This is a genomic window from Pauljensenia sp. UMB3104, assembly GCF_030217285.1.
Lineage (GTDB): Bacteria > Actinomycetota > Actinomycetes > Actinomycetales > Actinomycetaceae > Pauljensenia.
The window spans coordinates 1-21,061 of the sequence record NZ_JASONN010000030.1; the positions used below are offsets into that span (position 1 = coordinate 1).

Annotated in this window: 9 protein-coding genes and 1 tRNA gene; 6 read left to right on the forward strand and 4 right to left on the reverse strand. The window is 65.9% G+C overall.

Translation table 11 applies throughout. The features are described 5' to 3' along the window. Positions 1–173: 173 nt before the first annotated feature. Positions 174–1,592, reverse strand: a complete 1,419-nt coding sequence (locus QP415_RS09945) for a sodium:proton antiporter (RefSeq protein ID WP_285099901.1) — start codon at positions 1,590–1,592, stop codon at positions 174–176. Positions 1,593–1,789: 197 nt separating this feature from the next. Then, positions 1,790–1,865 (reverse strand) — tRNA-Arg (locus QP415_RS09950). 100 nt (positions 1,866–1,965) lie between these two features. Between QP415_RS09950 and QP415_RS09955 the strand changes: the two genes are divergently transcribed. Beyond that, positions 1,966–2,421 carry a ribose-5-phosphate isomerase gene (locus QP415_RS09955; protein ID WP_016461331.1) on the forward strand — a complete coding sequence of 152 codons (456 nt, stop codon included), beginning with the start codon at positions 1,966–1,968 and terminating at the stop codon, positions 2,419–2,421. Between the two features lie 1,063 nt (positions 2,422–3,484). Here the strand turns inward: QP415_RS09955 and QP415_RS09960 are convergent. Next, on the reverse strand, positions 3,485–4,744 hold the full coding sequence (locus QP415_RS09960; protein ID WP_285099903.1) for an Nramp family divalent metal transporter: 1,260 nt from the start codon (positions 4,742–4,744) through the stop codon (positions 3,485–3,487). A gap of 170 nt (positions 4,745–4,914) precedes the next feature. Here QP415_RS09960 and argS point away from each other — a divergent pair, with 170 nt between their 5' ends. From argS to QP415_RS09985, 5 genes are all read left to right on the forward strand, one after another. Continuing rightward, positions 4,915–6,594, forward strand: coding sequence for an arginine--tRNA ligase (argS, locus tag QP415_RS09965; protein ID WP_285099904.1), 1,680 nt, complete (start codon positions 4,915–4,917; stop codon positions 6,592–6,594). Positions 6,595–6,598: 4 nt separating this feature from the next. After that, positions 6,599–7,999: a diaminopimelate decarboxylase gene (lysA, locus tag QP415_RS09970; RefSeq protein ID WP_285099905.1), complete on the forward strand. Its 1,401-nt coding sequence runs from the start codon at positions 6,599–6,601 to the stop codon at positions 7,997–7,999. Between the two features lie 426 nt (positions 8,000–8,425). Then, the gene (locus QP415_RS09975) at positions 8,426–10,444 is read left to right on the forward strand and encodes a S8 family serine peptidase (RefSeq protein WP_285099906.1); all 2,019 of its coding nucleotides are present in this window, start codon (positions 8,426–8,428) and stop codon (positions 10,442–10,444) included. A 283-nt stretch (positions 10,445–10,727) separates the two neighbouring features. Further along, positions 10,728–15,068 (forward strand): S8 family serine peptidase, encoded by a 4,341-nt coding sequence (locus QP415_RS09980; RefSeq protein WP_285099907.1) that lies wholly within the window; start codon positions 10,728–10,730, stop codon positions 15,066–15,068. A 297-nt stretch (positions 15,069–15,365) separates the two neighbouring features. Then, positions 15,366–19,751, forward strand: coding sequence for a S8 family serine peptidase (locus tag QP415_RS09985; RefSeq protein ID WP_285099909.1), 4,386 nt, complete (start codon positions 15,366–15,368; stop codon positions 19,749–19,751). A 284-nt stretch (positions 19,752–20,035) separates the two neighbouring features. On the opposite strand, the gene QP415_RS09990 is transcribed toward QP415_RS09985, so the two are convergent. After that, entirely contained in the window at positions 20,036–20,632 is a 597-nt protein-coding gene (locus tag QP415_RS09990; RefSeq protein WP_306559681.1) for a hypothetical protein, read from the reverse strand. Positions 20,633–21,061: the final 429 nt, after the last annotated feature.

Genomic DNA, 21,061 nt, shown 5'->3' on the forward strand with positions numbered 1-21,061 from the left:
AAAGACCTCGACCCCTACCCGGCCACGACACGCCGAACCCCACCGAACACCCCTACACCCTCAAATGCGAAGAGCCAGATTAGGTTCCTCTAGAACCTTAAAATCTCAGCAAAAAACGAGGGGGCGGAGCCGCTTGGCTCCGCCCCCTCGACGCATCTGTCAAGACCGCTGGCTCACTCGTTGCCGCTGAAGTCGGCCACGGCCTCGTCCAGGCCCGCGCGGCGGATGCGCACGAGCGACAGGAACGCCAGGCCGAGCGCCAGAGCGATGCCTAGGCCTCGAACCAGCCAGGACTCGCCCACGAAGATCATCGCCATAGCGGCCAGGACGGGCACCAGGAGCGTGAACGCGTAGCCGATGTAGCGGCCAAACGACGGCATGGGCACGCCGTCGGAATCGGCGACCGACTTGACCATGAAGTTCGGACCGTTGCCGATGTACGTAATCGCGCCGCAGAACACGGCGCCCAGCGAAATCGGGATCAGGTAGTACTCGGGCACGCCCGCGACCAGGGTGCCCTCGCCGCCGGACGCCTTCGCCATCTCGAAGAACGTCATATACGTCGGAGCGTTATCGAGGACGGAGGACAGGCCGCCCGTGAACACGAAGTACGTCATGCGTGTGAGCGGCAGGGACGGGGCGATCTGCTCCAGGTAGCGCAGGGCGGGCGCCATCGTCGAGAAGATGCCGATGAACAGGGTTGCGACCTCCATGATCGGGCCCCACGTGAACGCGTTCTCCTCGAAGCGCACCTTCTTGTCCGAGAGCTTGTAGGACAGGCCCGCGACCGCGAACATGATGATCTCGCGCCACGGCACGAAGCCGGTCCACGAGTGCACGTGGCCCTCGGCCAGCGCCTCGCCGTCCCAGGACGGAGCGAAAGCGACGGACAGGATGATGATCGCGAAGAACAGCAGATTGATTGTGCCGTGTAGGCGCAGGGGCTTGATCTCGCGGTCGTCGGCCTCGATGGAGGCGGTGTCCTCGGAGGCGTAGCGCACGCGGTCGATCGAGTAGTACGTGAGGAGCAGCAGCACCAGGACGAACAGCCATTCCTTCCACAGCGCGAACGTCCACGAGAACGGCACGCCGTGTAGATAGCCGAGGAAGAGCGGCGGGTCGCCGAGCGGAGTCAGTATGCCGCCACAGTTCGCCACAATGAAGATCGTGAACAGGACCGTGTGCACGCGGTGCTTACGTTCCTTGTTCGTCTCTAGGAGCGGGCGGATCAGCAGCATGGCCGCGCCCGTCGTCCCAATGAACGAGGCCAGCAGGCCGCCGATCGCCAGGAAGATCGTGTTGTTACGCGGGGTCGCCTTGATGTCGCCGGCCAAGTGAATGCCGCCGGAGACCACGAACAGCGCGAAGAGCAGCGCGATGAACTGCACGTACTCCACGCCCGTGGCGATGAGCGGGCCCGTGCCCGCCTTCATGAACATCCAGACCGTCGTCGGCACGCCCAGGAGGAGGGCGACGAACAGCTGGGAGGATTCCTTTTCCCACCAGTGCGAGGTCTTCGGGATGATAGGCAAGAGCGCGATGCACGCGAGCATCGCAACGAAGGGGAGCAGGCTCCACCAGGGGTAGGTCATCGGCCAGTCCTTGGTTGACGATAGATACGCTCACCATTTTATGGGGTAGGGAAGGCGGGTGTGGAGCCTTCCGGCAGGTGGGAGTGGCCTCATCGACGAGGCCGGGGCGCGTCCGCGCGTAAGTTTTCGTTGGGCGGACGCGGGCATTGGTGGCCGACGGGTATGCGTGGGCGTGAGTGGGTATGCGTGGGTATGCGTGGCGCCCCGAACAGGACTCGAACCTGCGACCTCTTGCACCGGAGGCAAGCGCTCTATCCGCTGAGCTATCGGGGCAGCTCGGTCAGTTTAGCAGGGTTTCATACATCCACGCGGAACGGTGATGTGTGCCATACTAGTGGGCGTTGCTTGTTTGAGAACTCTCCAGGAGGATCCCATGCGCGTTCATATCGGCACCGATCACGCCGGTTTCGAACTCAAGGAAAAGGTTGTCGCCCACCTGCGCGAGGCCGGTCACGATGTCGTTGACCATGGCGCTCACGCCTACGATGCGCTCGACGACTACCCGCCGTTCTGCATTGAGGCAGCCAAGGCCGTCGTCGGCGAGCCGGGCAGCCTCGGCATCGTCATCGGTGGCTCCGGCAATGGTGAGCAGATGGCCGCCAATTGCGTTGAAGGTGTGCGCGCCGCCCTCGTGTGGTCGGATGCGACCGCGCGTCTGGCCCGTGAGCACAACGACGCGAATGTCGTCGCCGTTGGCGCCCGCCAGCACACCGAAGAAGAGGCTATCGCTCTTATTGATGCGTTCCTCGAGACGCCCTTCAGCGGCGACGAGCGTCACCAGCGTCGCATCGACCTGATGAAGGACTACGAGCGTTCCGTGCGCGCTTGATAGTCGCTCGCGTTCGCGCTGATACAACTGATACATACGAGGCGGGGCCGGTGGATGACCACCGGCCCCGCTTTGTGTGCCGTCTTTCTGGATGCTCGGCAGTTTCGCATGCAATTCCCCGAAGAGTATTTCCAACTTTGGAATTCAATCATTGAGATTCCAACGTTTTGAGTCGTTGTGGGTTTGGGGGCTGAGGGAATTGCATGCGATTTTGTGGGGGCGTGCGCATTGGGCAGTGCGGGGAGAGTTTTGTACCGGTTGAGGCCTTACACGCTGTGTGCCCGGAGAGTTTTGTACCGGTGAGTGTGCCCAGCGTGGCTAGTGTGTGGTGGTTTGCGGGATAAAATTCGCCCTGCGTCGGTTGTTTGTGTCTCGAGCGGGTCTCGACCGGGATAATTTTCTCCCTGCTCGCCTCGAATGGGCTGATTTGGGTGTTTTTTGCTGTGCTGGGAGAGTTTTGTACCGGTGGGCGCCTGTGTGGGGGCGTGCGGGGAGAATTTTGTACCGGTGAGTGTGCCCAGCGTGGCTAGTGTGTGGTGGTTTGCGGGATAAAATTCGCCCTGCGTCGGTTGTTTGTGTCTCGAGTGGGATAGTTTTCTCCCTGCTCGCGTCGATTGGGCTGATTTGGGTGTTTTTTGCTGTGTGGGGAGAGTTTTGTACCGGTGAGTGTGCCCAGCGTGGCTAGTGGGTGGTGGTCTGCGCGAGAAAATTCGCCCTGCTTCGCGTGCCTGCGTAGAACGCGCGAAATTTTTCGCCCAGCGTGCCGAAAACAGGCCAAAATGGGCGATTTTTGCCGCGCTGGGCGAGTTTTGTCGCGGACGGCACCTGCCGCTGGGCGCGCTGGGCGAGTTTTGTCGCGGACGGCACCTGCCGCTGGGCGCGCTGGGCGAGTTTTGTCGCGGACGGCACCCGCCGGTGGCCGTGCTGGGCGAGTTTTGTCGCGGGGCATGCCCATGCGCCCGGCCTACACCCGTCCCACACCCTGCCTGCATCCGGTCCGCACCCGGCCCTCACCGCGGGCCACCCCGCACAGTGGGCCCATAGCCCCAGCGGCGGCAGCCCCTTACCCCTGGCCGGTGAAGGTGAGGTACACGAGGAACAGGTTGAGTGCGACGATGACGGCCGCGATGAGGAAACCTGTGATACGCAGGGGGCGATTGTTGACGTAGTCGCCCATGACCTCACGGTTTGCGGTGAGGCGCATGAGTGGGATGATCGCGAAGGGGATGCCGAAAGACAGGGCGACCTGCGAGACGACGAGCGCCCACGTGGGTTCGGCGCCCGCACCCAGGATGATGAGCGCGGGGATCAGGGAGACGAGACGGCGCACGAGGATGGGGACGCGAATGTGGAGCAGGCCGTTCATGATCTCGCTACCCGCGTAGGCGCCCACCGACGTGGAGGCCAGGCCGGAAGCGAGCAGGCCGACCGCGAAGACAGTGCCGACGATGGGGCCGAGCGTGGAGGAGATCGCGGCGTGCGCGCCCTCGATGGTGTCGGTGCCGCTCTGTCCGGCCAGGGCTGCGGCGGCCAGGAGGAGCAGGCCGATGTTGACCAGACCCGCGATGCTCAGCGCCCAGTAGATGTCGATGCGGGTCGCGCGCAGGAGTCGCGAGAGGTGTCCCGAGGAGTGGCGGGCATCGCCGGTGGAGGGGCCGAGTTCGTCGGCGTCGTGGTCGTTGACGAGTGAGGAGTGCAGGTAGACCGCGTGCGGCATGACGGTCGCGCCCAGCATGGAGGCGGCCACGAGGACCGAGTCGGTTCCCTGGAAGCGGGGGAGGAGCCCGCCGAGCATGCCGGAGGGGCTGGGAGGAGCGACGAAGAGGCCGGCGAGGAAGCCGAGCGTGATGATGATCAGCAGCCCGACGATGATCGTCTCGAATTGGCGCTGTCGTCCGCCGCCCTGGACGAGGAGGAGGCCCATGGAGACGATGCCGATGATGATGCCGCCCCATAGGAGTGAGATCCCGAAGAGGAGGTGGAGGGCGAGTGCACCGCCGATGACCTCAGCGAGGTCGGTTGCTGCGGCGACGATTTCCGCCTGGATCCAGAAGGCGATGCGCGCGGGCTTAGACATGCGGTCGCCGAGCAGGGTGGGCAGGGACTTGCCGGTGACGAGGCCGAGCTTGGCGGAGAGGTACTGGATGACCATCGCGAAGATGTTCGAGGCCACGAGAACCCATACGAGCAGGTACCCGTAGCGCGCGCCCGCCGTGATGTTGGCGGCGACGTTTCCTGGATCGACGTAGGCGACGGCCGCGACGAAGGCGGGGCCGAGGAGGGGGATGAGCTTGTGGCGCTGCTCGGTGTCTGTGGTGGTCACGGGTGTTCCTCACTGCTGACGAAAAACGTTCGGTTGCCCGAAACTTTACTCGTCTTGAGGCCGACGGGGCGGGGGAGGGGCAGGGAATGGGACGCGCATGTGGCCAGGTTTTCATTCACGGACCTGGGGAGAGTTCGCGGATGGGAGCAAAAACCCCGTAGTCTAAAGGGGTGACTCCTGAAGAACTTGCTACTCTCATCCGCGCGACCCTGCTGGACGCTGCTGCCGCCGGTCGCATTTCGATCGACCCCTCGTTGGTCCCCGACCCCGTGACCGTGGAGCGCCCGCGCGTGCGCGAGCATGGCGACTGGGCGACCAACGTCGCGATGCAGCTCGGTAAGAAGGCCGGCATGGCGCCGCGCGAGTTCGCGCAGATCCTCGCCGATGACCTCGCCGCCGCCGACGGTATCGACTCCGTCGAGGTCGCTGGCCCTGGCTTCATCAACATCCGCCTGGGCGCGGGTGCAGCCGGCGAGCTGGCTCGTACCATCGTCGAGGCCGGTGCCGCGTACGGCCGCAACGAGACCCTCTCGGGCCGTTCGATCAACCTCGAGTACGTGTCCGCGAACCCGACCGGCCCCGTGCACCTGGGTGGTGCCCGCTGGGCCGCTGTCGGTGATTCGCTTGCCCGCCTCATGGCCGCCTCCGGCGCAGCCGTGACCCGCGAGTACTACTTCAACGACCACGGCTCGCAGATCGACCGCTTCTCGCACTCCCTCTATGCCCGCGCCATGGGCCGCGAGGTCCCCGAGGACGGATACGGCGGCCAGTACATCGCCGACATTGCCGACCAGGTCCGCGCTGACGCGCGCGCGGCCGGCGAGCCCGACCCGATCACCCTGCCCGAAGAAGAGGCCATTGAGGTCTTCCGCGCTCGCGGCGTCGAGCTGATGTTCGCGGAGATCAAGGAGCGTCTGCACACCTTCCGGGCAGACTTCGACGTGTTCTTCCACGAGGAGTCCCTGCACACCTCCGGCGCGGTTGCCGCGGCGATCGAGCGCCTGCGTGAGCGCGGCGAGATCTTCGACGAGGGTGGCGCGGTGTGGCTGCGCACGACCACCTACGGTGACGACAAGGACCGCGTCCTCATCAAGTCGGACGGCCAGGCCGCGTACTTCGCGGGCGACGTCGCCTACTACCTCAACAAGCGTGAGCGTGGCGCCGATGCCGCCATCTACCTGCTGGGTGCCGACCACCACGGCTACATCGGCCGCATGATGGCCATGTGCGCCGCGTTCGGCGACAAGCCGGGCGAGAACCTGCAGATCCTCATCGGCCAGCTCGTCAACCTCGTCAAGGACGGCGAGCCCGTGCGCATGTCCAAGCGCGCCGGCACGATCGTCACCCTCGACGACCTCGTCGATGCTGTGGGCGTGGACGCCGCGCGTTACGCCCTCGTGCGCGTGTCGATGGACACGCAGGTCGATATTGACCTGGACCTGCTTTCGCAGCACTCCAACGACAACCCGGTCTACTACGTGCAGTATGCGCACGTGCGCACCTGCAACGTGGCCCGTAATGCCGCCGAGCACGGCGTCACCCGCGACGCCGGCTTCGACCCGGCTGCCCTCGACTCCGAGGCCGACGAGGCCCTGCTGGCCGCCCTCGCCCAGTTCCCCGCGCAGGTTGCGCAGGCGACCGAGCTGCGCGAGCCGCACCGCATCGCCCGCTACCTCGAGTCCCTGGCTGCGACCTACCACGCCTGGTACGGCCAGTGCCGCGTGACGCCTCGCGGCGACGACCCGGTCGAGCCCGGCCACGTCGCCCGCCTCTGGCTCAACGACGCGGTCACCCAGGTGCTGCGCACCGGCCTCGGCCTCCTCGGCGTGAGCGCCCCCGAGAGGATGTGAGCTGGTGAGCGAGACGGCAAGCGTCGCTACCCTCACCTGCCCGACCCCCGATGAGCGCCCCGACCTGTGGCCGTGGAGCGCTTCTCGGGAGGACGGCGTGCTGCGCGTGGGAGGCGTCGACCTGACCAGCGTCGCCGCCGACTTCGGCACGCCCACCTTCGTGCTCGACGTCGAGGCCATGCGCGGCCGCGCCCGCGTGTGGGCCTCGGCGATGGCCGAGGAGTTCTGGGACGGCTACGGCATGAACGGCGGCGACGCCTTCTATGCTGGCAAGGCCTTCCTGAGCGCCGACGTCGCGCGCCTCGTCGCGGCCGAGGGCCTGGGTATCGACACCGCCTCGCTCGGCGAGCTGAGCCTGGCCCTGCGCGCGGGCGTGGACCCCTCGCGCATCGGCCTGCACGGCAACAATAAGTCTGACGCGGAGATTCGCCTCGCCCTCGAGGCTGGCATCCACCGCATCTTCATCGACTCCATGGACGAGGTTCGCCAGATCGAGCGTATCGCCGCTGACCTCGGCGTCGTCGCGCCCGTCATGGTGCGCCTGAAGTCCGGCATCCACGCGGGCGGCAACGAGTACATCGCGACCGCCCATGAGGACCAGAAGTTCGGCCTGTCCCTGGCCACCGGCCAGGCGTACGAGGCCGTGGTCGCAATCAAGGACGCGCCTCACCTGGACTTCCGCGGGCTGCACAGCCACATCGGCTCCCAGATCTTCGGGACCGAGGCCTTCGCCGAGGCCGCGCGCATCGTCGTCGACTTCGCGGCGCGTGTGAAGGCCGAGCTCGGCCTGGACGTTCCCGCGATTGACCTGGGTGGCGGCGTCGGCATCGCCTACACGGGCCAGGACCCGGTCCCAACCTCACCGGTCGAGGTCGCTCGCGCCCTGGCGGAGGTCGTGCGCGAGCGCTGCGCCCACCACGGCCTGCCGATCCCACACGTGTCCGTCGAACCGGGCCGCTCCATCGCGGGCCCCTCGATGGTCATGCTCTACCGCGTCGGCGTCGTCAAGGACGTCTCGTTGGAAGACGGGGGAGTGCGCCGCTACGTGGCGATCGACGGCGGCATGTCGGATAACATTCGCCCGGTTCTCTACGACGCGGTCTACACGGCGACGCTCGCGAACCGAGACCCAGCCGATGCCTCGTCCCTGGTGCGCTGCCGCATCGTCGGCAAGCACTGCGAGAGTGGTGACATCATCATCCGCGACATCGACCTGCCGGCTGACATCGCGGGCGGTGACCTGCTGGCCGTCCCGGCAGTGGGCGCGTACGGCTACTCGATGGCCTCGAACTACAACATGCTGACGAAGCCCGGCGTTCTCGCCGTCGAGGATGGGGTCGCCCGCTGGTTCATCCGCCCGCAGACGGTGGATCACCTGCTGGCCCTCGATGCCGGCCTGGAGTAAACACCGGCCTGGAGTAAACAGAGTGCGAGACGGGGAGTGCCTGCGGGTGCTCCCCGTTTTGTGCGCCCCGTTTTGTGCTCCCCGTTTCGTGCTCCCGGTGTGCCATGTGCTCCTGGTGTGCCATGTGCTCCCGCTCGTGTGCTCCCCGTTTCGTGCCCCTCTGGCCTGCATTCCCCCAAATTTCGCACGTAATTCCCGTCCCACTATTTCGAATTTTGAAATCGAGCCGTTGGAATTGCAACGTTTATGGGCCTGCTCGAATTTTGACCAAAGGAAATTATGTGCGAGATTGAGGGGGTGGGAGCGCTCTTGGGAAACGAGCTTAGGTAAGCCTAGGTTTTGTTGTTACTGGCAAACTCTAGGATGATGGGCGTAGCTGCCAATGCAGCCGAAATCCTGACAGTGACAAACGAAAGTCGAGGAAACATGCGCCGCATCGCCGCACGCATCGGTCTCGTCGCCGCCCTCGCCCTGTCCATGGGCGTGGCCGCGGTGAACGCCCCCTCCGCGCGAGCCGAGGAGCCCGGCCTCGTCTCTGCGCCTCGCGCCGACAATGACGAGATGAACTACGCGATCAACCTCGCGGGCACCGATCCCGAGGAGCTTCAGCGAGCCCTCGCTCTCGTCCCCGGGGCGGGCGGTGCTGCCCTGGCCTCGTACCCAGAGATCGGGACTTTCTTCGCGCAGAGTGCCACGCCCTCGTTCGCGCCCGACCTGGCCGCCGCCCTGCGGCAGGCCGGCATCGCGATTCACTCGATTGGACCCACCCGCGTGGCTCCCGTCCTGTACTACGAGCGCGTCGAGCTACCCACAGACAAGAAGGACAAGGGCCCGCAGTCCGGCGTGGCAGGCGGGCTGACCTCCATGCGTGAGGAGAGCGCGAGCGCCGCCCCCGCTGGTACAAACGAGGAGGTTTTCAACTGGGGTGCGGTCGCCATGCATGCGCGCGAGGCTGAGGCCGTGAATGTCAAGCGTGCGCCGGTGACCGTCGCCGTCGTTGATTCCGGCGTTGAGGACACTCATCCGGACCTGGAGGGGCGTGTTGATACGTCGCGTTCCGTGAAGTGTTCGGTCAATGGTGTTGCGACGCAGGACTTTTACGGGTGGCGCGACGAGTTCTATCACGGCACGCACGTCGCGGGCATTATTGCCGCCAATCACAACGATATCGGCATTGATGGTATTGCTCCGGAGGCGAGCATTGTCGCCATTGAGGCGACGAACGATAATCGTCTCATCTACCCCGAGTACGTGACGTGCGCGTTCATGTGGGCCGCGAGCCATGGGGTGGACGTCGTGAACAACTCGTACTCGATGGATCCGTGGGTGTATTGGAGCCCGACCGATCCGGAGCAGGCGGCGGGCCTCGAGGCAGCGACGCGGTCGATCAAGTACGCGCAGGATAAAGGTTTGGCCGTGATCGCGGCGGCCGGTAACGAGGGCGTCGACATTGACAATCCGACGGTCGACAACGGGTCTCCGACCGACGTGCCCACGCCGACGAAGAATAGGGCTGTGAACGGCGGTATCCGCGTTCCTTCCATGCTTGATGGTGTCGCGCAGGTGAGCGCGGTTGGCCAGGCCTATAACGTCAAGCCCGGACTGTCCCTCGGTCGCGCCGAGTTCTCTAACTACGGCGACACGATCGATTTTGCTGCTCCGGGCGACCAGATTTACTCCACGGTTCCCCTGCTGTTCTACCCGAGCGGTTACGCGGTAGCTGACGGCACGTCTATGGCGACGCCGCACGTGTCGGGCATCGCGGCCCTCATCAAGTCGGTGCATCCTGAGCTCACCGGCGCGCAGGTCATCGACCTCATGAAGAAGCAGGCGGCGGCCAATTATGGACGCCTCAACGCGCCCATCGATGGCAGGGAGTACCGCGGTTACGGCTTCCTCGATGCGCTCGATGCGGTGACGTCCGGAGTGGATCAGATTGACGAGGCCAAGGCTGGCGCGTGGGTGAAGGACGCGGTCGGCTGGTGGTACCGCTACGAGGATGGCAGCTACCCGGCGTCGATGAGCGCTCAGATCGACGGGGCGACCTACCGTTTCGACGCGCGCGGCTACATGGTGACCGGATGGGCCTTTGACGGGGGCCAGTGGTTCTACCACGGTGCTTCGGGCGCGCAGGTGGCAGGCTGGGCCAACGTGAACGGCACCTGGTACTACCTGGATCCCGCCTCGGGCGTGATGGCGACGGGGTGGGTGTTCGTCAGTGGCACGTGGTACTACCTGGGAGCGTCGGGTGCGATGGCGACCGGCTGGGCCTACGTCGATGGCGCCTGGTATTACCTCGCGCCCTCCGGCGCGATGGCGATCGGCTGGCTGCATGAGGGCGGCTCCTGGTACTACTTGGATCCCGCGACGGGAGTGATGGTCACCGGTAGCCAGCAGGTGAACGGCGTGGCCTACACCTTCGGGCCGGACGGGCGCATGCGCTAACTGGCGGCGGTGAATCGTCGCGGTGGGGCCGGGCATCTGCGGGTGCCCGGCCCCACCGTCTTATCATGGCTCTGGAGCAGCCTTGTCCCGAGGCCGGGGTGCTATTGTCACGCCTTCCGTGCGAGGGTAAGCGGGGGAATGATTACCCGAAATTCTCGTCATTTATCGAGGTGTTGGCGGAGTTAAGCGGTGCTAAATTGTGGCGAGTGACAAACTAAAGCATGATAGTTCTGATGAGTACATTGCCGTACTCGCCAGACCCACAACCGAAAGTCGAGGAACCATGCGCCGCAATGTTGCACGCATCGGGCTCGTCGCTGCCCTCGCCCTCTCCATGGGCGTGGCCACAGCGACCGCCCCACCCACCCGGGCCGACGACCACACCGGCCTCATCGCGCCTGCCCGCGCGAGCGCCGGCCTGATGAACTACGCGATTAACCTGAGCCCGCAGGCCAGCGCCGAAGATTTCGCGCGCGCGACCTCGCTGGTCGCTTCCGCGGGGGGCGTCGCCCTGGCCTCGTACCCGCAGATCGGAACGTTCTTCGCCCAAAGCGAGTCGGCCTCGTTCGCCCCGGACCTGGCCCAAGCCCTGGCGAAGGCCGGTATTTCTGTGCATTCGGTGGGCCCGACGCGCGTGGCCGCCGTGCCCGAGGGCGAGCGTCAGGCCGCTCCCGACCCGCAGCCCGGACCGCAGTCCGGGGACGCGGACACCGCGCAGTCCGGTGCCCAGTCGGGTGCGCAGTCCGGGGCTCAGTCGGGCGGACCCGCATCCCTGCGCGGCGAGAGCGCGACCGAGGCCGATAAGCCCGAGGAGGTCGTCAACTGGGGTGCTCAGGCGATGAGCGCTGCCGATGCGGCAGCCGTGCCGATCGCGCACGCGCCCGTCACCGTCGGCGTCATCGACACGGGTATCGACGACACGCACCCCGACCTCGTGGGACGCGTCGACACCTCACGGTCAGTCTCGTGCGCGCACAACGGCATCGCCTCCCAGGCCTACGGTTCCTGGCGTGACGACTACTTCCACGGCACGCACGTCGCGGGCATCATCGCCGCCAACCACAACGGCATCGGCATCGACGGTATCGCCCCGACCTCGACCCTCGTGTCCATCAAGGCCGCGAACAGCGAGCAGCTCATGTACCCCGAGTATGTGACCTGCGGCTTCATGTGGGCCGCCAGCCACGGCGTCGACATCGTCAACAACTCCTACTCGATGGACCCCTGGGTCTACTGGAGCCCCAGCGACCCCGAGCAGGCCGCCGGCCTCGAGGCAGCGACCCGCGCCATTGCCTACGTGCAGGGTAAGGGTCTGGCTGTCATCGCCTCGGCGGGCAACGACGGCATGGACAACGACAACGTCACGACCGACAGTGGATCGCCGACCGACCTCGACACCCCGATCAAGGACCGCCCGGTCAAGGACGGCGTGAAGGTCCCCGCCATGGTCGAGGGCGTCAGCCAGGTCAGTGCCGCCACGCGCACCGACGTCGAGACCAAGCCCGAATGGTCGAACCTCAAGCGCGCCGACTTCTCCAATTACGGAAAGAGCGTCGACTTCACCGCGCCGGGCGAGGACATTTACTCGACCGTGCCCACGGCGATCTTCGCATCCGGCTACGCCAAGACCAGCGGCACCTCGATGGCCGCACCCCACCTGACGGGCATCGCCGCGCTCATTAAGTCGATCCACCCGGGCTTCCAGGGCAAGCAGATCACCGACCTCATGCGCAAGCAGGCCGCCATGGAATACACGCGCCTGCAGGAGCCCGAGGACGGCAAGGAATACCGCGGCTACGGTTTCATCAACGCGCTGACCACCATGCGCCGCGATCAGCCCCAGCCCACCGTGACGACCCTCCAGTACCGGGTCGGCAAGGGGGAATGGAAGGACCTGGATGGAGCGACCCTGCCCGCCGGCCCCGTCACCTTCTACACCGAGGCCAACGCACCGATCAGCCACCTGCACATGGATGTCGCCTCCCTGACCAGCGTCGACCGCGACGGTTCGGGCAAGTACGGTGACTCAGCCGTCGGCGTGTCCGCTGAAAACGTTGACCTCTCCTCACTCCTGCCCGAGGGCACCGACTCCGTGACCGCGCGCGTCCAGGTGAGCGCCACCGGCATCAACTTCGACCGCCAGGCCGACGACGACACGGGCCGCGAGGCCGTCTTCACCGTCTCGCGCGACCCGAACGCCGCGGCGCAGCCGACGCCCGCGCCCGACACAACGCCCGCGCCCGCTGGCCCCGCCAAGGCTGGCATCACCGCCCCCGCGCGCGCCGCCGAGCAGCTGCCCGCCAACTACGCGGTCAACCTGCCCAAGGGCACCGATAACGCCACCTTCCAGCGCGCCGCGGCCCAGGCCTCGTTCCTGGGCGGCCTGGTCCTGTCCCAGTACCCGGCCTTCGGCACGTTCTTCGTGCAGGCTGCCTCGCCCACCTTCTCGCCCGACCTGGGCGCCGCGCTCGTGAAGGAAGGCATCAGCTACGACTCGATCGGCCCGACCCGCCAGGCACCCGTCGGCGGCAACGAGGCCGTGGTCCCCGTTCCCTACGAGACCCGAGTCGCGGCGGACGCGGCGCTCGCGGCCGCACCCCACTCCGAGGGCGCTCAGGGGGCTCAGAGCGATCAGGACGCGTCCCTGACCCCGGACCCGCAGACGGGCAACGGATGGCACCTCCAGGCCCTGCACGCCCTTGAGGCGCAGGACGTGGACGTCATGCGCGCCCCCGTGACGGTGGGCATCATGGACCAGTCCGTGGATGACACCGTGCCGGACCTGGCTGGACAGGTCGACTACGACAAGTCCGTGGCCTGCAACGTCAACGGCGTGCCCAACCGCGACCCCGACGCGTGGCGCTGGGACGACGCGACCCACGGCACGCACGTGGCCGGCTCGATCGCCGCGAAGCACGACGGCGTGGGCGTGGATGGCGTGAACCCGACCCTGCGCATCGCCGCGATCAACGTGGCCTCGCGCAACGGTGGCTTCTTCTACCCCGAGTACATCGCGTGCGGCTTCGTGTGGGCCGCCGACCACGGCATTTCCGTGACCAACGGCTCGTACTACGTCAACCCGTGGAAGTACTGGATGCCGAACGACCCCGAGCAGGCCGCTGGCCTGGAGGCCGTGCAGCGCGCGGTCGACTACGCGACCTCGAAGGACGTCATCAACGTGGTGGCCGCCGGCAACTGGACGACGGACCTGGATAACCCGCCTGCCACCGACGATTCGTCGCCGGGCGACACCTGGGGCGCGTATGAGCGCGATGTGAAGGGCGGCGTCTACATGCCGTCGATGCTGCGCGGCACGCTTGCGGTGTCCGCCCTGCAGCTGCCCGAGGGCGCTGACCCCGCCACCGGCGTGCTCGAGCCGACGTCCTGGTCGAACTGGGGTGCGAACAGCATTGATTTCGCTGCCCCCGGCGCGAAGATCTACGCTCCGCTGACGAGCTGGTACGGCAAGGCCTACGGCAACCTGTACGGCACGTCGCAGGCGTCGCCCCTGGCGGCCGCCGTGATCGCGACGCTGCGCCAGGTCCACCCGGAGATGAACGCCGAGCAGATCATTGCCCTGGCGAAGAAGCAGGCGGGCGATCCGGCGAACTGGAACCGCTTGAAGCCCATGGAGGGCCACGAGTACCGGGGTGCGGGCCTGCCCAACGCCCTGGACGCGGTGCTCAAGGATCAGGCGAAGCCCGTCATCGGCAGCGTCGAGTACTCGACGGATGGCGCCACGTGGCAGCCGCTGGCGGGGGAGAGCGTCGCCGGGCGCGTGTCCATCCGCGTGACGGTGACCGGTCCGGTGACCTCGGCGCGACTCCTCGTCGGTGAGCGTGAGGTCGCGATCGGCACGGGCAACGGCGCCTTCGAGGGTAACTCGGTGATGCTGCAGGCCGACGGCGTGGACGTCTCCCACCCGAATGGGACGGGACGCTTCGCGGGTGCTGCGACGGTCACGGTCGAGGCCATGGGCCGCAACAACGATGCCCGCGCCGACGACGACGCGACCCTCCAGGTTCCCTTCACGGTCAGCCCCGACCAGGTTGGCCCCGACGAGGCCCGCTCGGGCCGCTGGGTCTCCGGCGCGTTTGGCTGGTGGTGGCGCTACGAGGACGGCACGTACCCGACCTCGACGCAGCTGCGCATTGACGGGGCGATCTACCGCTTCGACGCGCGCGGCTACATGGTGACCGGCTGGGTCAGCGAGGGCGACCACTGGTTCTACTACGGTCCCTCCGGCGGCCAGGCCGCGGGCTGGGTGAAGGTACATGGGACCTGGTACTACCTGGATCCCATCAGCGGAGAGATGGCCAGCGGGTGGACCAAGGTGCGCGACACCTGGTACTACCTGGCGTCCTCGGGTGCCATGCGCACCGGCTGGATGCGCGAGGGTTCCACCTGGTACTACCTGGCTGACTCCGGCGCGATGGCCACGGGCTGGGCGCGCGTCGGCTCCTCCTGGTATTTCTTCGCCCCCTCCGGCGCGATGAGCGTCGGCTGGGTGAAGGACGGCGGCTCCTGGTACTACCTGTCCTCCTCCGGGGCGATGGTGACCGGGGCACGCTGGATTGACGGCACGCGCTACGTGTTCGATCAGTCGGGTCGCCTCCAGGAGTAGGCGTTACGAGGCCGGGGTTCCTTCCCCGGTTGAGCGTCCAGGGGCCGCGCACGAGTTCTCGTGCGCGGCCCCTGAGCGTTGCGCGTGGGGATGGCGCGTTCGAGGAGTGGGTGGCCTGCGCGATAGGTGCGTGGCCGTGTATGAGAGGGGCTTTTCGCGGGTGTGGCGACTGCGCCGTTGTCCTTGTATTTCGGCGGGATTTTTCAAGTGAATGTGGCTGGTGACAAACATGCTGATAATTGTTTTTGCGCGCACAAAGATGTGTGCGTGACAGTGACAAGTGAAAGATGAGGAACCATGCGCCGCACCGTTGCACGCATCGGCATCGCCACCCTCGTAGCCTTCGCGATGGGCACAGTGACGATACCCCCACCCACTCGAGCCGACGATCCTCCCGTCGGCATCATCGCGCCCGCCAGGGCGAGCGCCATCTACATGAACTATGCCATCAACCTGAGTGACGTTGGCACTGATGCCATGAATCGGGCCGTCGCCCGCTTGCCGTATCATCAGGCCGCGATTCTGGCCGGTTACCCGCGTTACGGCACGTTCTTCGCGCAGAGTAATTCGCCGACGTTCGCGCAGGACCTGGCGCAGGATCTGGCCCGCGAAGGCGTCGGCGTCCACTCGATTGGTCCGACGCGCACGCAGGAGCTACCCGAGTCGGATCGCATGGAGCTGCCGCCCGAGGGCTTTGACCCCGATGCGGAGCCCACCCCCGAATCGGGCAGTCAGAGCGGTTCTCAGAGCGGTGACGAACCGGGAACGGTAGCCGCCGAGAACATGGCCACGTTGGATGAGGACATTGCGCCCACGGGAGGGGCGTACGAACAGCTGACGAACTGGGGGAGCGTCGCCATGCACGCGGCCGAGGCCGCCGCGGTGGCGGTTCCGCATGCTCCCGTCGTTGTGGGCGTTATCGACACGGGTGTGGATGATCGCCATCCCGACATGATCGGGCGCGTGGATTCGCATCATTCGGTGTCGTGTACGTGGAATGGCATGCCTAACCAGGAGTATGGCGCGTGGAAGGACTATGACTCTCACGGCACGATGGTCGCCGGCATTATTGCCGCTAACCACAATGGTTACGGTATTGACGGCATCGCTCCCGATTCGACGATCGTGTCGATCAAGGCCGCTGATGCCCAGCGCCACACGTACCCGGAGGCGTTGGCGTGTGCGTTCACGTGGGCCGTTAATCACGGCGTGGATATCGTGAACAATTCGTATGTGATGGGCCCGTGGCGCTACTGGGATGCGTCGGACCCTGAGCAGGCGGCGGGTTTGGAGGCGGCGACGCGCGCGATTACGTTCGCTCGCAGTCAGGGGGTCGCGATTTTCGCGGCTGCCGCCAACGATGACGCGGACAATGATCACCCGGCGGGCCAGGATCTTCCCCACGACGGTGCGGATCTGGCCTCGACGCGCGGGAAGCGCGGCGTGATGGTCCCCCAGATGATTGAGGGGGTCAATCAGGTCAGTGCGGTCGCCCGCCAGGGGGTGGTGTCGGAAGGCATGCGCGAGGTGTACTTGCGTGCCGACTTCTCGAACTACGGGAAGAGCATTGATTTCGCCGCGCCGGGCGACGATATTGAATCGACGGTCCCCAATGACGTGATGCCGGCGCACTACGCCAACGGCGGCGGAACGTCTTTCGCTTCTCCGCACGCGGTGGGTGTCGCCGCGCTCATCAAGTCGGTGCATCCGACGATGACGGGTGATCAGATCGTGGACCTGATGCGTAAGCAGGCGGCGATGAACTACGACCGGTTGTCCGCGCCGAAGGATGGCAAGGAGTACCGCGGCTATGGGTTCCCGGATGCGTTGGACGCGGTGCTGCGCGACCAGCCTCGGCCCTCGATCATGATGGTGAACTACCGTGTCGCCGGTGGCAGCTGGACGAGTGTGGACGGCGCGGTTCTGCCCGCGGGCCCGGTGGATATTCAGACTGTGGTGACTTCTCCGGTGACGAATGTGCACCTGGATGTTGCGGGGCTGGCCAGCGTGGACCGCGCGGGGTCGGGACAATTCCTCGACGATGCGTTGACGGTGACGCTGGAGGGCGTGGACCTGTCCTCCCTGATACCCGAGGGCGAGGCCTGGGTTCGCGCCCGCGTGCAGGTCAGCGCGAGCGGCAATAACGCTGATCCGCGCGCCGACGATGACGAGTTCCACGAAGCGACGTTCACGGTGGCGCGCGACCCGTCGGCGGTGCCCACGCCGCAGGAGCCGGATCCGGGTGCGGAGCTGAGTCCCGGCGAGCCTGTCCTGCCCGGGATCACGTCACCGCAGCGCACGAGCGCTCAGCTGCCCGCCAACTACGCGGTCAACTTGGCGCAGGGCACGGATCACGCGACCTTCCAGCGGGCTCTCGCCCGGGCCTCGAACCTGAAGGGTCTGGCGCTGGGACAGTACCCCGAGTTTGGGACGTTCTTCGTGCAGTCGGCGTCCCCGACGTTCGCGTTCGATTTGGGTGAGGCCCTGGCTGGTGAGGGGATCCGGTTTGACTCGATCGGCCCGACTCGCGAGGTGCCGGTCGGTGGCAACGAGGCCGTGGTTCCTCTCGATTACGAGGCGCGCGTGGCTGCGAACGAGGCGGTGGCCGCTGCGCCGGGCAGTACGGGTGCGCTCGGGGTGACCTCGGTTGAGGACGCCGCGGCGGCCTCGAGCGACCAGGCGGACGCTGGGTGGAAGCCCGACCCGCAGACGGGGAACGGGTGGCACCTGCAGGCGCTTGGGGCTCTGGAGTCTCAGGGCGTGGATGTCATGCGTGGGGATGTGACGGTTGGCATCCTCGACCAGGGGGTGGATGACACTATCGCCGACTTGGCGGGCCAGGTGGATCCCGACAAGTCCGTGTCCTGCTCGTTTAACGGCATCGCGAGCCGCGACCCGTCGGCGTGGAGGCGCACGACGTCCACGCACGGTACGGCCGTGGCCGGGGCGATAGCCGCCAAGCACGACGGGCACGGCACCGACGGAGTGAATCCGACGCTGCGCATCGCCGCAATCAATGTGGCCTCCGCGAACGGTGGCTATTTCTACCCCGAGTACGTGGTGTGTGGTTTCGCGTGGGCCGCGAACCACGGTATTTCGGTGACGAATAGTTCGTTCCGCCTCGACCCGTGGATGTACTGGCTTCCCCGCGATGGTGAGCAGGCCGCCGGCCTCGAGTCGGTGCGCCGCGCTATCAACTATGCGGCCTCCCACGATGTCATCAACGTGGTGGCGGCAGGAAACAACGGGTTTGACCTGGATAACCCGCCGTCGCTGGACGACCAGTCGCCCAACGACACGTGGAAGCCGCAGGAACGCCGAGTCTACGGGGGCGTGCTCGCGCCCGCCATGCTCGACAACGTCGTCCCCGTGTCTGGCCTGGCTCGCACCCAGGGGGCGGACGGCCAGGCGGGCGCGCTGGAGCGGGCCTCGTGGTCGAACTGGGGCGCACGCACCATCGCTTTCACCGCGCCCGGGCAAGACATTTACGCCCCCATGCCCTCCTGGGCGGGGGACGCCAACGCGATGACGAGCGGCACGTCGATGGCATCACCCCTGGTGGCAGGCGTGCTGGCAACCCTGCGCCAGGTGCACCCGGACATGAACGCCTCGCAGATTCTCGAACTGGCGCGCAAGCAGGCCAGTGATCCCGCGAACTGGGATCGCCTGGTGGCTCCCGACGAGAACCACGAGTACCGCGGTGCCGGCATGCCCAGCGCCCTCGACGCCGTCTTGAAGGATCAGCCTCGTCCCATGATCGGCGAGGTCGAGTATTCGTCCGACGGCGCGACGTGGAGCGCGCTCGCGGGGGCGAGCGTGTCCGGGCGCGTGTCCGTGCGCGTGCGGGTCAGCGGTCCGGTGACCTCGGCGCGCCTGCTGGTGGGTGGGCGCGAGGTCGCGTCCGCGTCGGGCAGCGGCTCGTTCACGGGGGACGGCCTCGTGCTGCGCGCTGACGGAGTGGACGTGTCCGCTTCGGGTGGCCCAACCCCGGTGACGGGGTCCCTGGTCGCCTCTGTTGAGGCCCAGGGGCGCAACAGTGACGCGCGCGCCGACGATGATGTGTCGGCGAGCGTGACGTTCACCGTGACCGCCGATCCGGGAGGCGCCGACGAGGCCGGGGATGGCCAGTGGATGACGAATCCGCTTGGCAGGTGGTGGCGTCGCGCCGACGGCACGTACCCCGCCTCGACGTCGTTGCGCATCAACGGGTCCGTGTATCGTTTCGACGCCCACGGGTACGTGGTGACCGGCTGGTTCGCTGAGGGTGGCCACTGGTACTACTACACGCCCCCGACGGGGGAGCAGGCCTACGGGTGGGTGCGCGTGCACGGCTCCTGGTACTACCTGGATCCCACCAGTGGGGTGGCCAGCGTCGGCTGGGTGCGTGTCGGTGGCACGTGGTTCTACTTCTCGTCGTCGGGTGTTATGCGTACCGGGTGGCTGCGCGAGGGGCCCTCGTGGTACTACCTGGACCCGTCCAGTGGGGCCATGAAGACGGGGTGGCTGCGTGAGGGGTCGTCCTGGTATTACCTGGATCCGTCCAGCGGCGCGATGCGCGTTGGTTGGCTGCGTGATGGCGACTCGTGGTACTACCTGTCGTCGTCGGGCGTCATGGTGACGGGGACTCGTTGGATTGACGGCAGGCGCTACGTGTTTGATGCGCGTGGGCGTTTGAGGCAGTGATCCGAGTGTGCTTCGCGGCGGCACCATGTCGCTGAGGGGCCCGGGGCCGCGCACGATTGTTCGTGCGCGGCCCCGCTGCGTTGAGTCCTGTGCGTTGCGTGCCGTGGTGCGCGGTGGGTGTGTGGTTGTTTGACAATCTCGCACGTAATTCCGGTGTGTGTCCTTCATGGTTGTCTTTGGAATCGTTGCTATTGCACGGTTTCTGCGTTCTGTCGTCGGAGGGGTGTGTGTGAATTACGTGCGAAATTTTTGGGAGCGTGGTGCGTGCACGGCCTGGTGGTGTTTTAGTGGCCTTGTTTTTCTTCCCAGGTGTCGGTGTTGGAGACGATGAGGTGGTTGAGGGGGAAGGGGCCTGTTGTTTCTTTGGTGGTGACTAGGCCGTTGATGGTTTGTGTTTCGCCGGTGAAGGGGTTGGTGGCCGTACCGGCCCAGGTGGTGGTCAGGGTGATGGTGCGGGTGGCGTTGGGGTAGGGTCCGTCGAAGCGTGAGCGCCAGCCGTTGGGCGGGGTGTAGTAGTGGCGGATCAGCCTGGGGTCCTTGTTGGGGTCCATGCCCTTTTCGAAGGCCATTCCTTGGTAGGCGGTGATGGTGTGCGGGGTGCCATCGCCCCAGTCCCATTCGTAGTTCGTGGCTTTCAGGGTGATGGTGATGTCGTGTCCGAGCAGGTTGATGACGTGAGTCTGGGTCGGGTTAGTGACTGATACGAGGGTCGGGATGTACTTGTTCGTATACGAGACTTTTGGTGGCTGCTTGTAGATCCCTGCGCCATCCGCGTGAATGGTGGCAGCAGCGTGACGCAGAATCTTCTGGGTTGAAGGAGGATCTGACGGCGTTTCTGCGGACGGCGGAGGATCGTCGCATCTCCAGTAGGTTGGGAACATCATATGACCCGAATCGTAGGAAACTGGGTGTTCACAATGGTAGCCAAACGCAAAATCCAAAACGCTGTTCGTAGTCGTTGGTTCAGTCGCTCGAGGTGAACCCGTGTCATCTTCTGATGGTTGAGAGGGGCTTCCTACTGTGCCAGGATTATCTTCGTTCCCATCCTCCCACATATCAGTGTTGACATCCCTATCGATTCCGTTGGCGTCAAAACCCGAACTTGGTGCGAGGGCTATCGCAGGTAGGCAATTAAAAATTAGTAAAGAAGATGAAGTGGAGGTGATTGCTAGGAAAATGCGTAATTTATTCGTCATCATGATCTGTGGCGCTTCCTTGTACCTCTGTCCAGCGGTTATCTGGCTCTTCGCATTTGAGGGTGTAGGTGTTGTGGGCGGGGTTGGGCGTGTCGTGGCCGGGTAGGGGTCGAG

Bases quoted from the DNA above. Each gene is read 5' to 3' on its own strand.
- QP415_RS09945 (WP_285099901.1), bottom strand. From the start codon at position 1,592: ATGACCTACCCCTGGTGGAGCCTGCTCCCCTTCGTTGCGATGCTCGCG.
- QP415_RS09955 (WP_016461331.1), top strand. From the start codon at position 1,966: ATGCGCGTTCATATCGGCACCGATCACGCCGGTTTCGAACTCAAGGAA.
- QP415_RS09975 (WP_285099906.1), top strand. From the start codon at position 8,426: ATGCGCCGCATCGCCGCACGCATCGGTCTCGTCGCCGCCCTCGCCCTG.
- QP415_RS09980 (WP_285099907.1), top strand. From the start codon at position 10,728: ATGCGCCGCAATGTTGCACGCATCGGGCTCGTCGCTGCCCTCGCCCTC.
- QP415_RS09985 (WP_285099909.1), top strand. From the start codon at position 15,366: ATGCGCCGCACCGTTGCACGCATCGGCATCGCCACCCTCGTAGCCTTC.
- QP415_RS09990 (WP_306559681.1), bottom strand. From the start codon at position 20,632: ATGTTCCCAACCTACTGGAGATGCGACGATCCTCCGCCGTCCGCAGAA.